General features: G+C 63.8%; 15 protein-coding genes, 1 tRNA gene and 1 pseudogene. 7 read left to right on the top strand and 10 right to left on the bottom strand.

Translation table 11 applies throughout. The features are described 5' to 3' along the window. Nucleotides 1-111 precede the first annotated feature (111 nt). The gene (rpmA, locus tag RHIBR816_RS0107455; protein ID WP_018235902.1) at nt 112-381 is read right to left on the bottom strand and encodes a 50S ribosomal protein L27; all 270 of its coding nucleotides are present in this window, start codon (nt 379-381) and stop codon (nt 112-114) included. 30 nt (nt 382-411) lie between these two features. Then, entirely contained in the window at nt 412-783 is a 372-nt protein-coding gene (gene rplU / locus RHIBR816_RS0107450; RefSeq protein WP_018235901.1) for a 50S ribosomal protein L21, read from the bottom strand. A gap of 303 nt (nt 784-1086) precedes the next feature. Here rplU and RHIBR816_RS0107445 point away from each other — a divergent pair. Then, nucleotides 1087-1176 (top strand) — tRNA-Ser (locus RHIBR816_RS0107445). A 69-nt stretch (nt 1177-1245) separates the two neighbouring features. Here the strand turns inward: RHIBR816_RS0107445 and RHIBR816_RS33785 are convergent. Together RHIBR816_RS33785 and RHIBR816_RS0107435 are read right to left on the bottom strand one after the other, a co-directional pair. Next, entirely contained in the window at nt 1246-1971 is a 726-nt protein-coding gene (locus RHIBR816_RS33785) for a DUF429 domain-containing protein (protein ID WP_245262568.1), read from the bottom strand. 52 nt (nt 1972-2023) lie between these two features. After that, nucleotides 2024-2533, bottom strand: coding sequence for a hypothetical protein (locus tag RHIBR816_RS0107435; RefSeq protein WP_026186732.1), 510 nt, complete (start codon nt 2531-2533; stop codon nt 2024-2026). A 191-nt stretch (nt 2534-2724) separates the two neighbouring features. Here RHIBR816_RS0107435 and RHIBR816_RS35670 point away from each other — a divergent pair, with 191 nt between their 5' ends. Continuing rightward, complete coding sequence (locus RHIBR816_RS35670) at nt 2725-2880, top strand: hypothetical protein (protein ID WP_018235898.1); 156 nt, start codon at nt 2725-2727, stop codon at nt 2878-2880. A gap of 101 nt (nt 2881-2981) precedes the next feature. On the opposite strand, the gene RHIBR816_RS0107425 is transcribed toward RHIBR816_RS35670, so the two are convergent. Further along, nucleotides 2982-4328, bottom strand: a complete 1347-nt coding sequence (locus RHIBR816_RS0107425) for an amidase (RefSeq protein ID WP_018235897.1) — start codon at nt 4326-4328, stop codon at nt 2982-2984. A 612-nt stretch (nt 4329-4940) separates the two neighbouring features. Between RHIBR816_RS0107425 and RHIBR816_RS0107420 the strand changes: the two genes are divergently transcribed. The 4 genes from RHIBR816_RS0107420 to ppa all read left to right on the top strand — a co-directional run bounded on the left by RHIBR816_RS0107420 (nt 4941) and on the right by ppa (nt 9961). Next, nucleotides 4941-6500, top strand: coding sequence for an alkaline phosphatase (locus RHIBR816_RS0107420; protein ID WP_018235896.1), 1560 nt, complete (start codon nt 4941-4943; stop codon nt 6498-6500). A gap of 129 nt (nt 6501-6629) precedes the next feature. Further along, nucleotides 6630-8456 (top strand): translational GTPase TypA, encoded by a 1827-nt coding sequence (gene typA / locus RHIBR816_RS0107415; RefSeq protein ID WP_018235895.1) that lies wholly within the window; start codon nt 6630-6632, stop codon nt 8454-8456. Nucleotides 8457-8660: 204 nt separating this feature from the next. After that, on the top strand, nt 8661-9167 hold the full coding sequence (locus RHIBR816_RS0107410) for a GNAT family N-acetyltransferase (protein ID WP_018235894.1): 507 nt from the start codon (nt 8661-8663) through the stop codon (nt 9165-9167). A 260-nt stretch (nt 9168-9427) separates the two neighbouring features. Then, on the top strand, nt 9428-9961 hold the full coding sequence (ppa, locus tag RHIBR816_RS0107405) for an inorganic diphosphatase (protein ID WP_018235893.1): 534 nt from the start codon (nt 9428-9430) through the stop codon (nt 9959-9961). Here ppa and RHIBR816_RS0107400 read toward each other — a convergent pair whose 3' ends face one another. Beyond that, nucleotides 9962-10285 carry a DUF167 domain-containing protein gene (locus RHIBR816_RS0107400; protein ID WP_018235892.1) on the bottom strand — a complete coding sequence of 108 codons (324 nt, stop codon included), beginning with the start codon at nt 10283-10285 and terminating at the stop codon, nt 9962-9964. A gap of 1 nt (nt 10286) precedes the next feature. Beyond that, the gene (locus RHIBR816_RS0107395) at nt 10287-10580 is read right to left on the bottom strand and encodes a YggT family protein (RefSeq protein ID WP_012709685.1); all 294 of its coding nucleotides are present in this window, start codon (nt 10578-10580) and stop codon (nt 10287-10289) included. A 129-nt stretch (nt 10581-10709) separates the two neighbouring features. Between RHIBR816_RS0107395 and RHIBR816_RS33780 the strand changes: the two are divergent. Continuing rightward, nucleotides 10710-11956: pseudogene (locus RHIBR816_RS33780) on the top strand (MFS transporter). A gap of 141 nt (nt 11957-12097) precedes the next feature. On the opposite strand, the gene RHIBR816_RS0107385 reads toward RHIBR816_RS33780, so the two are convergent. The 3 genes from RHIBR816_RS0107385 to RHIBR816_RS0107375 are packed head-to-tail and all read right to left on the bottom strand — an operon-like array spanning nt 12098 to nt 15013. Continuing rightward, nucleotides 12098-12868, bottom strand: coding sequence for a glutamine amidotransferase (locus RHIBR816_RS0107385; protein ID WP_018235891.1), 771 nt, complete (start codon nt 12866-12868; stop codon nt 12098-12100). A gap of 2 nt (nt 12869-12870) precedes the next feature. Continuing rightward, nucleotides 12871-13356: a TerB family tellurite resistance protein gene (locus tag RHIBR816_RS0107380; RefSeq protein ID WP_018235890.1), complete on the bottom strand. Its 486-nt coding sequence runs from the start codon at nt 13354-13356 to the stop codon at nt 12871-12873. A gap of 31 nt (nt 13357-13387) precedes the next feature. Continuing rightward, a complete protein-coding gene (locus tag RHIBR816_RS0107375) occupies nt 13388-15013 on the bottom strand; it encodes a heme biosynthesis protein HemY (protein WP_018235889.1) in 1626 nt (541 codons plus the stop codon). Between the last annotated feature and the right edge of the window lie 86 nt (nt 15014-15099).

Genomic DNA, 15099 nt, shown 5'->3' with positions numbered 1-15099 from the left:
GAAAAAGGGGAGTTGGGTATTGCCCCATCTCCCCTTTGAGTCTGGCTTCAGAACCTTGCGAGTGCGTCAGCCGGGTCGATGAGACGCCGGCTGTTTTAGAGCGCTACCGGCTTATTCCGCTGCTTCGGCTTTCGGCATTACAGACACGTAGACTCGGCCATTGGCCTTCGTACGGAAGTCCACGTTGCCGGTCGTAAGCGCAAAAATCGTATGATCCTTGCCGAGGCCGACATTGGCGCCGGCATGCCACTTCGTGCCGCGCTGGCGCACGATGATGTTGCCTGCAATGACGGCTTCGCCGCCGAACTTCTTCACGCCAAGGCGCTTGGACTCAGAATCGCGACCGTTGCGCGACGAACCGCCAGCTTTTTTGTGTGCCATTGGTGTTCTCCTTTAACCTTCGATCCGAACTCAGTTTGCAGCTTCAGCTTCAGCTTCGGTCTTCTTCGAAGCCTTCTTCGCCTTGCCGCCGGCGGCAGCGATGTCCAGGATGCGGACGATCGTCTGATGCTGGCGATGGCCGCGCGAGCGCTTGGAGTTCTGGCGGCGGCGCTTCTTGAAGGCGATGACCTTCTTGGCGCGGCCCTGGTCCACAACCTCGGCGCTGACAACGGCACCTTCGACAAACGGAGCGCCGATGGTTGCATCGGCGCCGACGCCGACCATCAGGATCTCGGTGAATTCAATCTTGTCGCCTTGAACGCCTTCCAGCTTTTCGATGGTGATGACGTCGTCGGCTGCCACGCGGTACTGCTTACCGCCGGTCTTGATGACTGCGAACATATTTTATCCTTTCATGTTCGGTCCGGCTCTTTACCCGGAAAGGCAAGGCCGTCTTTTTGTCAGTCGTTGCGAAAAGCGGAGCGATCTAAGGAAATCCTTGACCGCCGCCAGTGAACGGGCACAAACCTTTACCCCTCGCGGTGCGGGCAGGCCACACCACTTCATGGCGCGGATTACGGGAACCGTCCTTCCTTGTCAAGGCGAAAGGCACGGGCTTGAAGATATTCTTCTTTCAGCCCCCTTGTCAGCGGCGGAAACTGCCGCTATGAACCGGCCGCGCTCAAGAGCGCCAACCGGCCCCGCGGAGAGGTGGCAGAGTGGTTGAATGCACCGCACTCGAAATGCGGCATGGGTGCAAGCCCATCGGGGGTTCGAATCCCCCCCTCTCCGCCATAAGTCACGTGCCCAACCAGGTTCCACCGGCCACCGTGCCGCCGCACGCGACCGCCACCTTGCTCCGACTCAGGGCATCCGCGGCCCACTCCAAAGTTCCGCCGGCGGTAGCCAGATCCATCCGCCGGCTTGATCGCCGACGACCTCCGACTTGCCGGCCGCGGCGCAGGCGGCGGTTAGCAGGCAGATCCAGGCGGCGCGTTTCTCGTGGTCGGTTTCGGTGGTGATGTTCTGCAGCAAACCGTCATTGTGCCAGCCAATGAAATCCAGGAGGCGGGCGATGACACCGGTCTCGACGGCTTCGGCATAGAGCCAGTCGAACTTTTTGCGTTTCGCGGCACTTGAGATCGCAAACCGCTCATCGGCGAGAAGGACGCCGAGAAAGGCGTTGGGGAAGGCCTCGATGATCGCGGCGCCGGGGATAACGCATTGGTCGATCGGTGCGGCAGCGGCCAGGTGCCTGACTTGCGCGGCGGTCTCGGCGGCGGCTTTTCTGAGCGCAAGGCCCTGGCCGAAGTGACTGAGGCCCGGTTTGCAGCGTCTCTGGAAGGCGTCGCGGGTGAAGAGGCGCTCGCAGAAGCGGTCGAGGGTGTCGGGCGCGTCCGGCGGCGTCAAGGGGCCGTCGATGGCGATCATCGCGAAAGACGTCGAGGGGGGAATGTGCTGCTGCCGCCGCTCCCAGTCGGTGTGCGTCCTTGCGGAGCCGACGGCATCGCCGAGGCTCCAGGCGATGCCCGTCGTCGGGTGGGACCGGTCGTAGCCGACGTCGATGCCGAGCAGCTTGTCGAAGCGCATCCTTTTCGCTCCCATTGCATCACGTTTCCGCACGAGGCTATGTCCGGTCGGCTCAGCGCCTATTGGCGCGCAGCCACCCTTCGAGGGAAGCAATCACCGACAACCTGAGGCTGGCGCCACGGGCGAGCGCGCCGGCAAGCGCGCGGCCCTCGGCTTCGAATCCCATCTCCCGCATCGCGTCCTCAGGCGTCAGCCGGCGCCGGGCCATGATCGCCTTGATCTCGGCGATGGTGGGGGCAAGCAGGTAGCGGCCGCTCGCGATGGCTGTTTGCGCCCGCCGCGGATCGGAAGGCGTCGGGGCGGGGGAGGTGAGTCTCGGGGCGAGTGGCCCCGCGCCATTGGCGGCAAGCCAGGTCAGGAAGGCGTCGCGCTCGGCATCCGTCGCTTTCGTCCAGGAGTTCTTAAGCTTATCGAGGCGGGTGCGTTCCGGCTCGATGCCAGCGATGACGGAGGCCTTGCGTGCCGAGCCGATCTCACCGGCGAGCAGGGCGCGATAGATGTCCGGGAAATCGGTTTTCAGCCGCTGCAGGTGGCCGTCATCGCGCCTCGTCTTCTTCGACATCATGACCCTCGACACTTGCTCCTGACGGTCCTCTACCGTGCGGGAGCGGCGAGGGCGAGGAAAAACATCGGCCAGCTGGTTGGTCGGCGCTGGATCGGCGGAGTCGCGGCGGACCTCAAGCTCTGCACAAGCCGGCCCTTCCATCCTGGCGCCAACAGCCGGAATGATTCGTGGCGAAGGAAGGACGATGGATGTCTGACATTGTTGAGCACTATACCGATCCGCAGGATGCGAGCTTGGCCCTCTACCTGATGGAAAACGACGGCGACGAACTCACCGATATTCTGGTCGCCGCGCTGGAGGATGCGTTCCGGATCCTCGGTGAGGATTCCCAGACGATGCATTGAGGCGGTCGGCCTACGTTACAGCGCCGCGCGTCTCATCGCGCAAAGGACGCTGTAACGCTTTGAATTGCTGCATGATCTTAATCGGACTCCGATTCAAGGAATCATGCGAAGCCTTGCTGCAACAGGCGCTCCACCGAAACGGCGATCATGAGCAGCATCGCGTCGGCGCCGTTCCGGCCCATCAGCATCAGCCCCGCCGGCAAGGCCAGGCCTCGCATCGGCAGCGTGATGGCCGTCAGGTCGAACTGGTTGGCGACCTGCGGGTTGCGCAACAGCAGATCCTCGATGCGGCGATACTCCGCCTTTTCCCCTTCGACCGAAGCGATGCGGACGGCGGGGATCGGCGTCGTCGGCAGTAGGATCAGGTCGAAGGGCGCCAGCCGCTCGTCCATGGCGCCGGCAAGGGCGCGCCGCGTTTGCAGCAGGGTTTCGATGGCCGTGTCGGGAACGGCAAGACGGCGGCTGAGCGGCGATTTGATGCGGATATCGACCGGCGCATGGTCGTCCTTCAGCCAGTCCGCATGGATGCGGCTTGCTTCGAGGCTGGCGATCGAGCCGATCGCCGTGGCGTCGGCGAAGCGGGCGAGGAGGTCGTCCATCTTGCATTCGGCAAGCCTTGCGCCGGCGCGGGCGAGTGTTTGCAGGCTCGCTTCGAAGGTTCTGGCGATGTCGGGCGTGAGGTCGTCGAGCAAAGCACCTCTCGGAATGCCGAGCCTCAGGCCATGAAGCGGCAGCGGTGTGATGGGATTCGGCGTCTCGCCGGCCATGACGGCGTCGGCCGCCGCGCAATCGGCGACGCTGTGCGCCAGCGGGCCGATCGAATCGAGGCTGGGCGAGAGCGGAAAGGCACCGTCGAGCGGTACACGGCGGGCAGTCGGCTTGAAGCCGACGAGGCCCTGCAGCGCGGCCGGGATGCGCACCGAACCGCCGGTGTCGGAGCCGATGGCGATCTCGCTCGTGCCCTCCGCCACCGAAACACCCGCTCCCGAAGAGGAGCCGCCGGGGATGAGCTTCGCGTCAAGCGCGTTGCCGGGCGGCGGATAGTGCGGGTTGAGGCCGACGGCGGTGAAGGCGAACTCGGTCATGTGCGTCTTGCCGATGATCACCGCGCCGGCGGCGCGCAGGCGCCGGACGATCGTCGCGTCCGCCGCTGCGGGCGGCGCGCTGCGCCTGATGATCGAACCGGCAAGCGTCGGCTCACCGGCGACGTCGAAGAGGTCCTTGATCGAGACGATGCGGCCGTCGAGCGGGCCGAGACCCGTTCCGTCCTCACGCCTGCGGTCCGCCGCGTCGGCTTCGGCGCGGGCGGATTCGGTAAAGAGCTTCATGAAGACGCGTTCGTCGCTGCGGCGCTGTTCCAAGTGCCTGAGGAAGGCTTCGAGCCGGTCGCGGGACGGGGTGTTCGAACGGGTCAAGGCAAAGACCTCATAGGTGCGGCGCCGACGCATACCGGATTTCAGAGGGACGCGAGCGGGCAGGCGAGATGCAACCATTTATAGAGCTGCTGCCCCATTGGTATAGAATGCAAGCGGCAAGGATTTCCAGATTCCGATCAGGAAGACGTCGATGCCGAACCGGAAATCTCTTTTGATCCTCGGTTCTACGGCAATCCAAGCGGTCGCGCCGAATGTTGAGCATCTGGTTGGTCGGCGACCACCGACATTATCATTGCCTCGATGTCCCGGCGCATGTTTACGAACAACGCGAGCAGGCGGAGTCGGCCGTCGCCTATTTCAACCACCACAGCGCCCCCTCATCCCGCTGCCGCGACCTTCTCCCCGCAAGCGGAGCGAAGGGGCAAGCGGCACCTCCCGTCTTTCCAACAGAATGACACGCGAGGCGGCTTGCTCTCTTCTCCCCACGCGCGGGGAGAAGATGCCGGCAGGCAGATGAGGGGCAACGACATCGGCGGGGTTCCTTTCGGGGACCTCCACTCCCTTCACAGAACTGTCGCCAATCCGTTCAAATAGTTTCATGTGCCTGTAAAGCCGCTGACATGCGGGGCGCCAATGGTCCGCTCGCGAGAACGATGATTCGCGAAACGGAACCGGAGGCAGGATTTGGCGGCTGTTCGAGATGCGCTCACCCGGCGTTCTTTTCTCTTTTCGGCCGGCGCCGCCGGCCTCATGGCTTCGTCCGGCCTTGCGACCCCCTTCTATGCCCGCGGCTACGGGCGGCCGGAATTCCTGCATGGTGTGCAGTCGGGCGATGTCGATCCGCAATCGGGGATGATCTGGACGCGGGTGGATCGCCCGGCGCGCGTGACGGTCGAATATTCGACCACCGAGAGCTTCTCGAATGCCGTCCGGCTGCCCGACATCGATGCGACGCCACAGAGCGATTGTGCCATCAAGTGCCGCCTCGACAATCTGCTGCCCGACCAGGACATCTTCTACCGCTTCACCGCGACCGATCTTTACGACGGCAATCGCGTCTCGGAGCCGGTCGCCGGACGTTTCCGCACCGCGCCCTTGCGCAAACGCTCCGTGCGCTTCGTCTGGTCCGGCGACACCGCGGGGCAGGGCTGGGGCATCGACGAGGTCGGCATGAAGACCTATTCGACCATGCGGCTGCACGAGCCGGATTTCTTCATCCATTCCGGCGATACGATCTATGCCGACAATCCGATCCCGGACGAGATCAAGCTTCGCGACGGCGGCATGTGGAAGAACCGCATCGTGACGCCGGAGAAGCGCGACGTCGCCCGCACCCTCGAGGAATATCGCGGCCAGTGGAAATACAATCTGCTCGACGAGCATGTGCGCGGGCTCAATGCCGTCTGCCCGACCTTCTATCAATGGGACGACCATGAGGTCCTGAACAACTGGTCGGCCTCGACCGATCTTCGCGACGATCCGCGCTATCCGGAGAAGGACGTGGCGGTCTATGCATCGCGGGCGGCGCGCGCCTTTCACGAGATGACGCCGATCCGCACGCTGCCGACGCAGCCGGGCCGCATCTTCCGCAAGGTCGCCTATGGGCCGCTGCTCGACGTGTTCTTCGTCGACCTGCGCTCCTATCGCGGCCCCAACCAGGGCGGTGAGGCCGGCCTGCTCGGCTGGCGCCAGACGGACTGGTTGAAGCGCGAACTTGCGGCGTCCAGCGCCACCTGGAAGGTGATCGCCTGCGACATGCCGATCGGCCTCGTCGTCTGGGACGACTATTCGAGGAAGCGCGGATCGGACGCGATCGCCAACGGCCATAATGGCGCTCCCAAAGGGCGCGAGGCGGAATTTGCCGATCTGCTGCGTTTCATCCGCGACAATGCGATCGACAACATCGTCTGGCTGACGGCCGACGTGCACTATACGGCCGCTCATCATTACGACCCGTCGCGCGCCGCCTTCAAGGAATTCCTGCCTTTCTGGGAATTCGTCTCCGGCCCTTTGCATTCCGGTACCTATGGGCCGAAGGAGCTCGACATGACCTTCGGCCCGGACGTCCGCTTCATCAAGGCAGCGGCCGGCGGCATCGACAGCAACCTGCCGCCCTCGGCCGGCCTGCAATTCTTCGGCATCGTCGATATCAGCGGTCAGACCGGCCAACTGACGGTGCGGCTCATGGACCGGCAGGACAAGGAGCTTTGGCGGGTGACGCTCGATCCGGCGGCCGTTGGGTGACTTGCTTTTTGCAAAGCTGCTCCGCGCGCCGGCCCCCTTTCGCTCTTGCAAAAAAACCTGTATGAGCGCGGCAACTGAAAAAGCGGTGCCCGCCCTGACGCGCGCGCCCAGAACTTTCCGAGACAAAAAATGAGCATTCGTAACATCGCGATCATCGCGCACGTTGACCATGGGAAGACCACGCTCGTCGACGAACTTCTGAAGCAGTCGGGCTCGTTCCGCGAAAACCAGCGCGTCGCCGAACGCGTCATGGATTCCAACGATCTTGAAAAGGAGCGCGGCATCACCATTCTCGCCAAGGCGACCTCGGTCGAGTGGAAGGGAACGCGCATCAATATCGTCGACACCCCCGGCCACGCCGACTTCGGCGGTGAGGTCGAGCGCATCCTGTCGATGGTGGACGGCGCGATCGTGCTGGTCGATGCCTCCGAGGGCCCGATGCCGCAGACCAAGTTCGTGGTCGGCAAGGCGCTGAAGGTCGGCCTGAAGCCGATCGTCGCGATCAACAAGATCGACCGGCCGGACGGCCGCCACGAGGAAGTCATCAACGAAGTCTTCGACCTCTTCGCCGCGCTCGACGCGACCGACGAGCAGCTCGACTTCCCGATCCTCTACGGTTCGGGCCGTGACGGCTGGATGAACGTCAATCCCGAAGGTCCGAAGGACCAGGGAATGGGACCGCTGCTCGACCTGGTTCTGAAGCATGTTCCCGAGCCGACGGTCGCCGAAGGCCCGTTCCGGATGATCGGCACGATCCTGGAAGCCAACCCCTTCCTCGGTCGCATCATCACCGGCCGCGTGCATTCCGGTTCGATCAAGCCGAACCAGGCCGTGAAGGTGCTGGGCCAGGATGGCAAGCTGCTCGAATCCGGCCGTATTTCGAAGATCCTCGCCTTCCGCGGCATCGAGCGTCAGCCGATCGAGGAGGCCCATGCCGGGGACATCGTAGCCATCGCCGGGCTCACCAAGGGCACCGTTGCCGACACCTTCTGCGATCCTTCGGTGGCCGAGGCGCTGACGGCCCAGCCGATCGACCCGCCGACCGTCACAATGTCCTTCATCGTCAACGATTCGCCGCTTGCCGGTACCGAGGGCGACAAGGTGACCTCGCGCGTCATTCGCGACCGGCTGTTCAAGGAAGCGGAAGGCAATGTCGCGCTCAAGATCGAGGAATCGTCCGAGAAGGATTCCTTCTTTGTCTCCGGCCGCGGCGAATTGCAGCTCGCCGTCCTGATCGAAACGATGCGCCGCGAAGGCTTCGAGCTTGCCGTTTCGCGTCCGCGCGTCGTGATGCACAAGGATGACAACGGCCAGCTTCTCGAGCCGATCGAGGAAGTCGTCATCGACGTCGACGAGGAGCACTCCGGCGTCGTCGTGCAGAAGATGTCGGAGCGCAAGGCCGAAATGGTCGAGCTGCGTCCGTCGGGCGGCAATCGCGTCCGGCTGGTGTTCTTCGCCCCGACCCGCGGCCTCATCGGCTACCAGTCGGAACTCCTGACCGACACGCGCGGCACGGCGATCATGAACCGGCTGTTCCACGACTATCAGCCCTACAAGGGCGAGATCGGCGGCCGCGTCAACGGCGTGCTGCTCTCCAACGATGCCGGCGAATCCGTGGCTTACGCCATGTTCAATCTTGAGGATCGCGGCCCGATGATCATCGAGGCGGGCGAAAAGGTCTATGCGGGAATGATCATCGGCATCCACACCCGTGACAACGATCTGGAAGTCAATGTTCTGAAGGGCAAGAAGCTCACCAACATGCGCGCCGCCGGCAAGGACGAAGCCGTTCGCCTGACGCCGCCGATCCGCATGACTCTGGAGCGCGCGCTTTCATGGATCCAGGACGACGAGCTTGTAGAAGTCACGCCGAAATCGATCCGGCTCCGCAAGATGTATCTCGATCCGAATGAGCGCAAGCGCTTCGAGAAGTCCCGCACCGCCGGCGCGGCGTAAATTTCGATAAAATCGACAGATGCATGAGAACCCCGGAGCGATCCGGGGTTTTTTGCTGTGTGTGCCTTTCGCGGTCGGCTTGCGGATAAAGTTAAAAACACGTTAACCTTCGCACGGATGCCGTTGAAGTTGCCTGTGGGTTAACCTGGGCGCGGCAGGCCGGCGGGATTCCGGTTCGCCGTGTCGTGTGTTTAGAGTCAGGTCATGAAGACTGTTTCGATCGAGGTCAGGCCCGGGGAGCCGCATGAAGCGGCGGCGATTGCCGATGTGCATCGCGTTTCCTGGCTGCAGGCCTATGGCGGACTCATCCCGCACCGCCCCCTGGTCAAGATGGTCAACCGGCGCGACGAGACCTGGTGGAGGAAGGCGACGCGCGGCCCGGCGACACTGCTCGTCGTCGATGTGGCGGGAACAATAGCCGGCTATGCGACGCTGGGCCTCAGCCGCGCCCGGGCGCTGCCGCAGGAAGGCGAGATCTACGAGATCTATCTTCGACCGGAATACCAGGGCATCGGGCTCGGGCGTGTCCTGTTCGGCGAGGCGAGGAGCCTGCTGAAATCGCTCGGCTGCGAGGGGATGGTCGTCTGGTGCCTCGAAGACAGCGACCTCGCCTATAATTTCTTCCTGTCGGCCGGTGGCCGCGACGTTGCCGAGGGCATGGAAGACTTCGGCGAGAAATACCTGAAAAAGGTCGGCCTCGTCTGGAAATAAGGCCTCCAGGGCAAATGCATTTCGTCGCAAGCCTGCGTGCCTCCCGGCGCTGCGGAAGCTGATATCCGGCTGCTATTGCCAAGCGGCGCCGGCCAAGGCGTCCGGCTACCGACATTCTCCGGGATAAAATCCGTTCTGCCCATATTTGGCCGTGTCGCCTGCCTATGGCAATTCCGCCCAGCCGGACGAAAGTCATGTTGCATCGCCGCATGTTTCCCTTTATCCGACGGGCGACTTCTTAAACGGCCCTGGAGGTGCTCATGCGGATCGACGCGATTTCCATCGGAAAGAATCCACCCGAAGATATCAACGTGATTGTGGAAGTGCCGGTTGGCGGCCATCCGATCAAGTACGAGATGGACAAGGAAGCCGGCACGCTGGTCGTCGATCGCTTCCTCTACACGCCGATGACCTATCCGGGCAACTACGGCTTCGTGCCGCACACGCTCTCCGATGACGGCGATCCGATCGACGTGTTGATCTGCAATACGCGGCCGCTGGTGCCGGGCTGCGTCATCAATGTCCGCCCGATCGGCGTGATGATGATGGAAGACAATTCCGGACAGGATGAAAAGATCATCGCGGTCCCGTCGGCTCACCTGACCAAGCGCTACGACAAGGTCCACGACTATACCGACCTGCCGGAAATCACCTTGAAGCAGATCGAGCATTTCTTCGAGCACTACAAGGACCTGGAGCCCGGCAAGTGGGTGAAGATCTTCGGCTGGAAGGATGCGAGCGTCGCCAAGCAGCTGATCCGCGAAGCGGTCGAGCGCGCCAAGACGAAGAAATAACTACCTCCGCTCACCGACGAGTTCGGCGAGACGTTTCTCGATAGCCTCCGGGTCGGCCTCGATCCGGAGGATTTTTTTGCGCTGTGTGTCGCCGGAGACGAGCGCGATCCTGTTCCGGGCGATGCCGAAGGACTTGGCGAGAAGGGCGATCAGGGCCTGATTGGCCTTGCCCTTTTCCGGCACGGCACGCACCCGCACCTTCAGATGCTCCTCGCCATCGGCCGCCGTTTCCAGGCCGTCGATCGCGTCGCGGCCACCGTTCGGCGTCAGCCGCACGGTCAGTCGCGCATGGTCGCCGAAGCCGGTCAGCGCGCCGCGCGCCACGTCAGCGAATGAGCGCCGGCGCGATCGTCGTGTTCAGGAAGAGCTGGATGAAATAGAGGATGACAAGCACGACGAGCGGCGAAAGATCGACGCCGCCCATGTCCGGCAGGAAGCGGCGGATCGGCCGGTAAAGCGGCTCGGTCAGTTGGTAGAGCGAGCGGCCGATCATGTTAATCGCCTGGTTGTTCACGTTGATCACGTTGAAGGCGTAGAGCCAGGAGAAGATCGCCGACGCGATGATCAGGAACCACGCGATGTTGATGATGAAGTTCAAGGTACCGATGACAGCAATCATGCCCGTCTCCAAATCTTTGTCGCCAGACATGTAGACATTGCGAACCAAACGGGCAAGTACGACGGTTCACCGCCGCGCCATCATGTTTAACGATGCGGGGCCGCGACTACACCGGGGAGTGCTTCCGCAATGTCGGCCGTCCATACTGCGCATCGTCTTGCCGCATTCCGGCATGTCGGCTACCGGCGCTATTTCTTCTCGCGCTTCCTCGCCTATTTCGCCGTGCAGATCATGTCGGTCTCGGTCGGCTGGCAGATCTACGATCTGACGCGGGATCCTTTCGCACTCGGCCTGATCGGACTTTTCCAGTTCCTGCCGTCTCTTGTCCTCATTCTCGTCACCGGCAGCGTAGCGGATCGCTACAATCGTCGCGTCATCATGGGGCTGTGCATGCTCGTCGGCACGCTCTGCGCCGCGGCATTGCTGACGCTCACCGTGACGGGCCTGTTTTCGCCCTGGCCGGTCTACGTCATCCTTATCGTCTTCGGCATCGAGCGGGCCTTTCTGACGCCTGCCGCGCAATCGCTGGCGCCCAATCTCGTGCCAGCCGAGGATCTGCCGAATGCGATCGCCTGGAACTCGAGCTCCTGGCAGACGGCGACGATCGTCGGGCCGGTGGCGGGCGGTCTGATCTACGGCCTCGGCCCTGTCGTTCCCTATCCGTCAGCCTCTGCTTCTTCGCGGCTGCGGCGCTGATGGTATTCGCGGTGCCGAAGCCCGCCCAGCGCACGCCCGCCGCGGCACAGAATTGGCAGACGATCACCGCCGGCTTCCGCTACATCAAGGCGGAGAAGGTCGTGCTCGGGGCGATCTCGCTCGACCTTTTCGCGGTGCTGCTCGGCGGCGCGGTGGCGCTGATGCCGGTCTTTGCGCGCGACATACTGGTGCTCGGCCCATGGGGGTTGGGCCTGTTGCGTGCCGCCCCTGGCGTCGGCGCCGTCGGCATGGCCATCTGGCTTGCCGCCCACCCGATCCGCAACCGCGCGGGCCTCTCCATGTTCATCGGCGTTGCGCTCTTCGGCCTCGCCACGATCGTCTTCGGCCTGTCGGCGACGCCATGGATCTCGATCGCCGCGCTGGTCGTCATGGGGGCGGCGGACATGATCTCGGTCTATGTGCGCGAAAGCCTGATCGCCCTCTGGACGCCGGACGAACTGCGCGGCCGGGTCAACGCCGTCAACGCGGTCTTCGTCGGTGCCTCCAACGAGCTCGGCGAGTTTCGCGCCGGTACGATGGCCGCCGGCTTCGGCGCCGTCTTTGCCGTCGTCTTCGGCGGGCTCGGCACGCTTTTCGTATCGCTCGTCTGGGCGGCCGGTTTCCCGCAATTGCGCAGGATCGATACGCTCGACGTGCCGGAGGAGAAGCGTGCGGCGTGATTTTTGGCGGAGAGGCCGCATGGCCCCTCCGCAACGCCTCCCCACAGGTGGGAGGGGCTTTGGCGCCCGCTGCGACCGACTACGATTTCCCAAAGACGGGAGCCTGTTTGCGACCAACAGAGTCCGCGAAGGTGCGGCAGGTTAAGCCCCTCCCACCTGTGGGGAGGGGTTGGGGAGGGGCAAACTCGCTCTTTCCTTGTCGCCACCGCGCAAAAAGATCAGCTCGAGAAAATTCTCCATCCAGGTGCGCAATGGGTGATCATGTATCATCCGGCCCTCGAGATGCGCCTTGCCCAATTGGGCGCCGGGCAGAACGAAACGGTGGGCGCCATGCACGACCCAGCGATGCATCATCGCCCGTGTCAGTTCGCCGTGAAACTGGATGCCCCAGGCGTTGTCGCCATAGCGGAAAGCCTGGTTCGGATAGGTGTCGCCGGTGGCGAGCAGTTCGGCCCCCTTGGGGAGATCGAAGCCTTCGCGGTGAAAATGATAGACCATGTCAGGCCAGTCCAGGAGTGCCTTGCCCGCTTCCGTGGCTTCAAGCGGATACCAGCCGATTTCGGTCATGCCCTCGTGGTGGGGAGCGACCGTACCGCCAAGGTTGCGGGCGAGCATCTGCGCGCCTAAGCAGATGCCGAGATAGGGTTTGTTTTCGAGCAGCGGCACCGACAGCCAATCGATCTCGCGGCGAACGAATTCCTCCTCGTCGTTGGCGCTCATCGGCCCGCCGAAGATGATCGTTCCCGAATGACCCTCGAGTGTCGGCGGCAGCTCGTCGCCGAGTGCCGGGCGGCGGATATCGAGGGAGAAGCCCTTCTGCTCGAGAATATGGCCGACGCGACCTGCGCTCGAGCGCTCCTGGTGGAGGACGACGAGGATCGGTCTCTTGGCGTCGCGGGCGTCTGGCGGCATCGTCAGCCTTCCTGTTGTGCCTCATTCTCCTCTTCAACCATATGGAACTTGGCGGCTGCCTGCTGGCGTTTCAAGACCCGGTCGCGCCCCGATACGCCGAGCAGGTCGGCGATCCGCCAGATCACATGGTCCTCCATCTCGCTCCGTGCGCCGTCGGCATAGACGATTTCCCACAACATGCCGACGAGTTCGATGCGCTGGTCCTCGGAGAGGTGGCGCTTGATCTCGGAGGTGAAGCGGTAGAAGTCGATCGCCTCGCTTTCGGCGGTTTCGCCTGCCGCGACGAGCGCATTGAGGGCGGCATCGTCGAGCTTGTAGTGCTCCTTGATGACCTTGCGCATCTTGCGCCGCTCCGACCGACGGATGGCGCCGTCCGCCTCCATCACCTGGAAACAGAGCCCGATCACCGCAACACGCGGATCATCCTTGTCGATCCGCGCGGCCGTACCCTTCAGTTCGTCGAGAAACGCTCGAAACCGTTCAAACATGCCTTGTGCCCACAGCCCGTGAAACCAGAACTCAGAACAGCCGGAAGCCGGCCTTGTTGCCTTCCTCCGGCGGCCGGTCACGAACGCCCGGATCATCCGGCGGCCGACCGAAGAAGGGCGGCCGATCTTCGTCCTTGGCGGCGGCCTCCTCGCTCTTGGCGGGCGGTGCGGCGGGTTCCTTTCGCTCGGGCACCTTGATCGGGGCAGGGGTCGGGGCTGGGCGGTCCGCTTCCAGCACGGGCCGGCTTAGTTCGGGCTCGGCCGGTGCCGGCGGTTCCGGTGCGGGTGCCTGCGGTACGGGGGCGACCGGCGGCAGGCTGCGGATCGCATCGTCGATGTTGAGGCGACCGTCTTCCGTCGCGCCGGCGATCGGGGAGGGCGGCGCCTTCCATTCGAAGGCATCGAGCCGGCCGCTCACAGGCGACACCGGCAGCCAGGTCGGCGAGGTGACGCCATCGGCCGTCCAGGCCGGGTCGCGCGGGCTTCTGAGTGCCTGCGCCATCCAGTGGCGGATACGGCCCTCGTCGCCGGTATCGGCCTCCTCGATATCGGCAAGGAGCAGGAAGATGCTTTCGCTCGGCGCCAGCCGAGCCGCGGCCTCGGCCTTCTCTCGGGCGAGCTCCAACTCGCGTGCCTCGAGCGCCGCCTCGGCGACGGTTGCGAGGCTAACCGCATTGTTGCCGCGCAGCGTTTCCAGCCTTTTGGCACGCTTCAGCCGGTCGGCGGCGGAATCGCCTCCGCGCGCCCGGACGTAAAGTCGCGCCACGTCCGGATGCGGCTCCTGCTTCCAGACCTTCTCGAGGACAGAAGCGCCCTTGCGCAGATTGTCCTCGCGAAACAGCGCCTTGGCGGCGATGAGGGCCGCCGGCACCAGCCGATCGTCGAGCTTCAGGGCGGCGAGCGCGTCGTCCCGGGCGGCTTTCGGGTCGGCCTCCAGCTTGCTCGTTGCCCCGGCGGTGAGCAGAACGGCCTTCTTGCGGTTCGTTTCCTTCTTGTCGAGGACGTTGGCGGCGCGGCTCTGGTCGAGAAGACGGATCGCCTCGTCCCACTCTCCCGCCTGGCTGCGCTGGTCGAGGGTCGCAAGTGTCGCCCAGGAAAGGTGCGGCGCCTTTTCGGCAGCGCGTTCGGCATATTGCCGGGCGGCCTCGTTGGCGCCCAGCCGCTTGGCTTCGAGGTAGAGCCCGCGCAGGCCGAGTTCGCGCGTCTCGAGATCATCCGCCATCAGCTCGAATTTCTTGCGGGCGTCGTCATACTTGCCCTCGATGAGTGCCGTCTGCGCCTCGAGCAGGTGGATCAGTGGTTCCTGATCGGCGCTGATGAGGCCGCGGGTCCGGCCCGCCATCTTGCGCGCCAGCATCGCGTCGCCGGCCCCGGCAGCGATCAGTCCGGTCGAGAGCGCCTGGTAGCCGCGGTCGCGCTTTCGGGCGCGGAAGTATCGCGTCACGGTGTGGGGCGAAAGCCAGATCGTGCGGATCAGCCAGACGACGATCAGGATCGCGGCGAAGAGCGAAATCAGGATGGTGGCGGCACGCATCAGGCTCATCTCGATGCGTTGGCCCTGCCAGATCAGCGACAGCTCTCCCGGCCGATCCGCCAGCCAGGCAAAGCCGAGCGCCAGCGCGAGGACGAACAGGATGAAGAACAGTATCCGGACCATGTCGTCTTCTTTCCTTCCTTAGATCACGATGATTTTAGGTCCTCGACCCAAAATCATAAAACGTGATCGATTCTAAGAGTTAGAGC

Origin of the sequence: Ensifer sp. BR816, assembly GCF_000378985.1 — a bacterium.
In the GTDB taxonomy this organism is placed as follows: Bacteria; Pseudomonadota; Alphaproteobacteria; order Rhizobiales; family Rhizobiaceae; genus Sinorhizobium.
The sequence above is the reverse complement of the archived record's forward strand: the minus strand, read 5'-3'. Positions and strand labels throughout refer to the sequence as shown.

Excerpts from the sequence above, each read along its gene's own strand:
- RHIBR816_RS0107425 (WP_018235897.1), bottom strand. The coding sequence starts at position 4,328 with ATGCGTCGGCGCCGCACCTATGAGGTCTTTGCCTTGACCCGTTCGAAC.
- typA (WP_018235895.1), top strand. The coding sequence starts at position 6,630 with ATGAGCATTCGTAACATCGCGATCATCGCGCACGTTGACCATGGGAAG.
- RHIBR816_RS0107395 (WP_012709685.1), bottom strand. The coding sequence starts at position 10,580 with ATGATTGCTGTCATCGGTACCTTGAACTTCATCATCAACATCGCGTGG.
- ppa (WP_018235893.1), top strand. The coding sequence starts at position 9,428 with ATGCGGATCGACGCGATTTCCATCGGAAAGAATCCACCCGAAGATATC.
- RHIBR816_RS0107380 (WP_018235890.1), bottom strand. The coding sequence starts at position 13,356 with ATGTTTGAACGGTTTCGAGCGTTTCTCGACGAACTGAAGGGTACGGCC.
- rplU (WP_018235901.1), bottom strand. The coding sequence starts at position 783 with ATGTTCGCAGTCATCAAGACCGGCGGTAAGCAGTACCGCGTGGCAGCC.
- RHIBR816_RS0107410 (WP_018235894.1), top strand. The coding sequence starts at position 8,661 with ATGAAGACTGTTTCGATCGAGGTCAGGCCCGGGGAGCCGCATGAAGCG.
- RHIBR816_RS33785 (WP_245262568.1), bottom strand. The coding sequence starts at position 1,971 with ATGCGCTTCGACAAGCTGCTCGGCATCGACGTCGGCTACGACCGGTCC.
- rpmA (WP_018235902.1), bottom strand. The coding sequence starts at position 381 with ATGGCACACAAAAAAGCTGGCGGTTCGTCGCGCAACGGTCGCGATTCT.
- RHIBR816_RS35670 (WP_018235898.1), top strand. The coding sequence starts at position 2,725 with ATGTCTGACATTGTTGAGCACTATACCGATCCGCAGGATGCGAGCTTG.
- RHIBR816_RS0107385 (WP_018235891.1), bottom strand. The coding sequence starts at position 12,868 with ATGCCGCCAGACGCCCGCGACGCCAAGAGACCGATCCTCGTCGTCCTC.
- RHIBR816_RS0107435 (WP_026186732.1), bottom strand. The coding sequence starts at position 2,533 with ATGTCGAAGAAGACGAGGCGCGATGACGGCCACCTGCAGCGGCTGAAA.
- RHIBR816_RS0107375 (WP_018235889.1), bottom strand. The coding sequence starts at position 15,013 with ATGGTCCGGATACTGTTCTTCATCCTGTTCGTCCTCGCGCTGGCGCTC.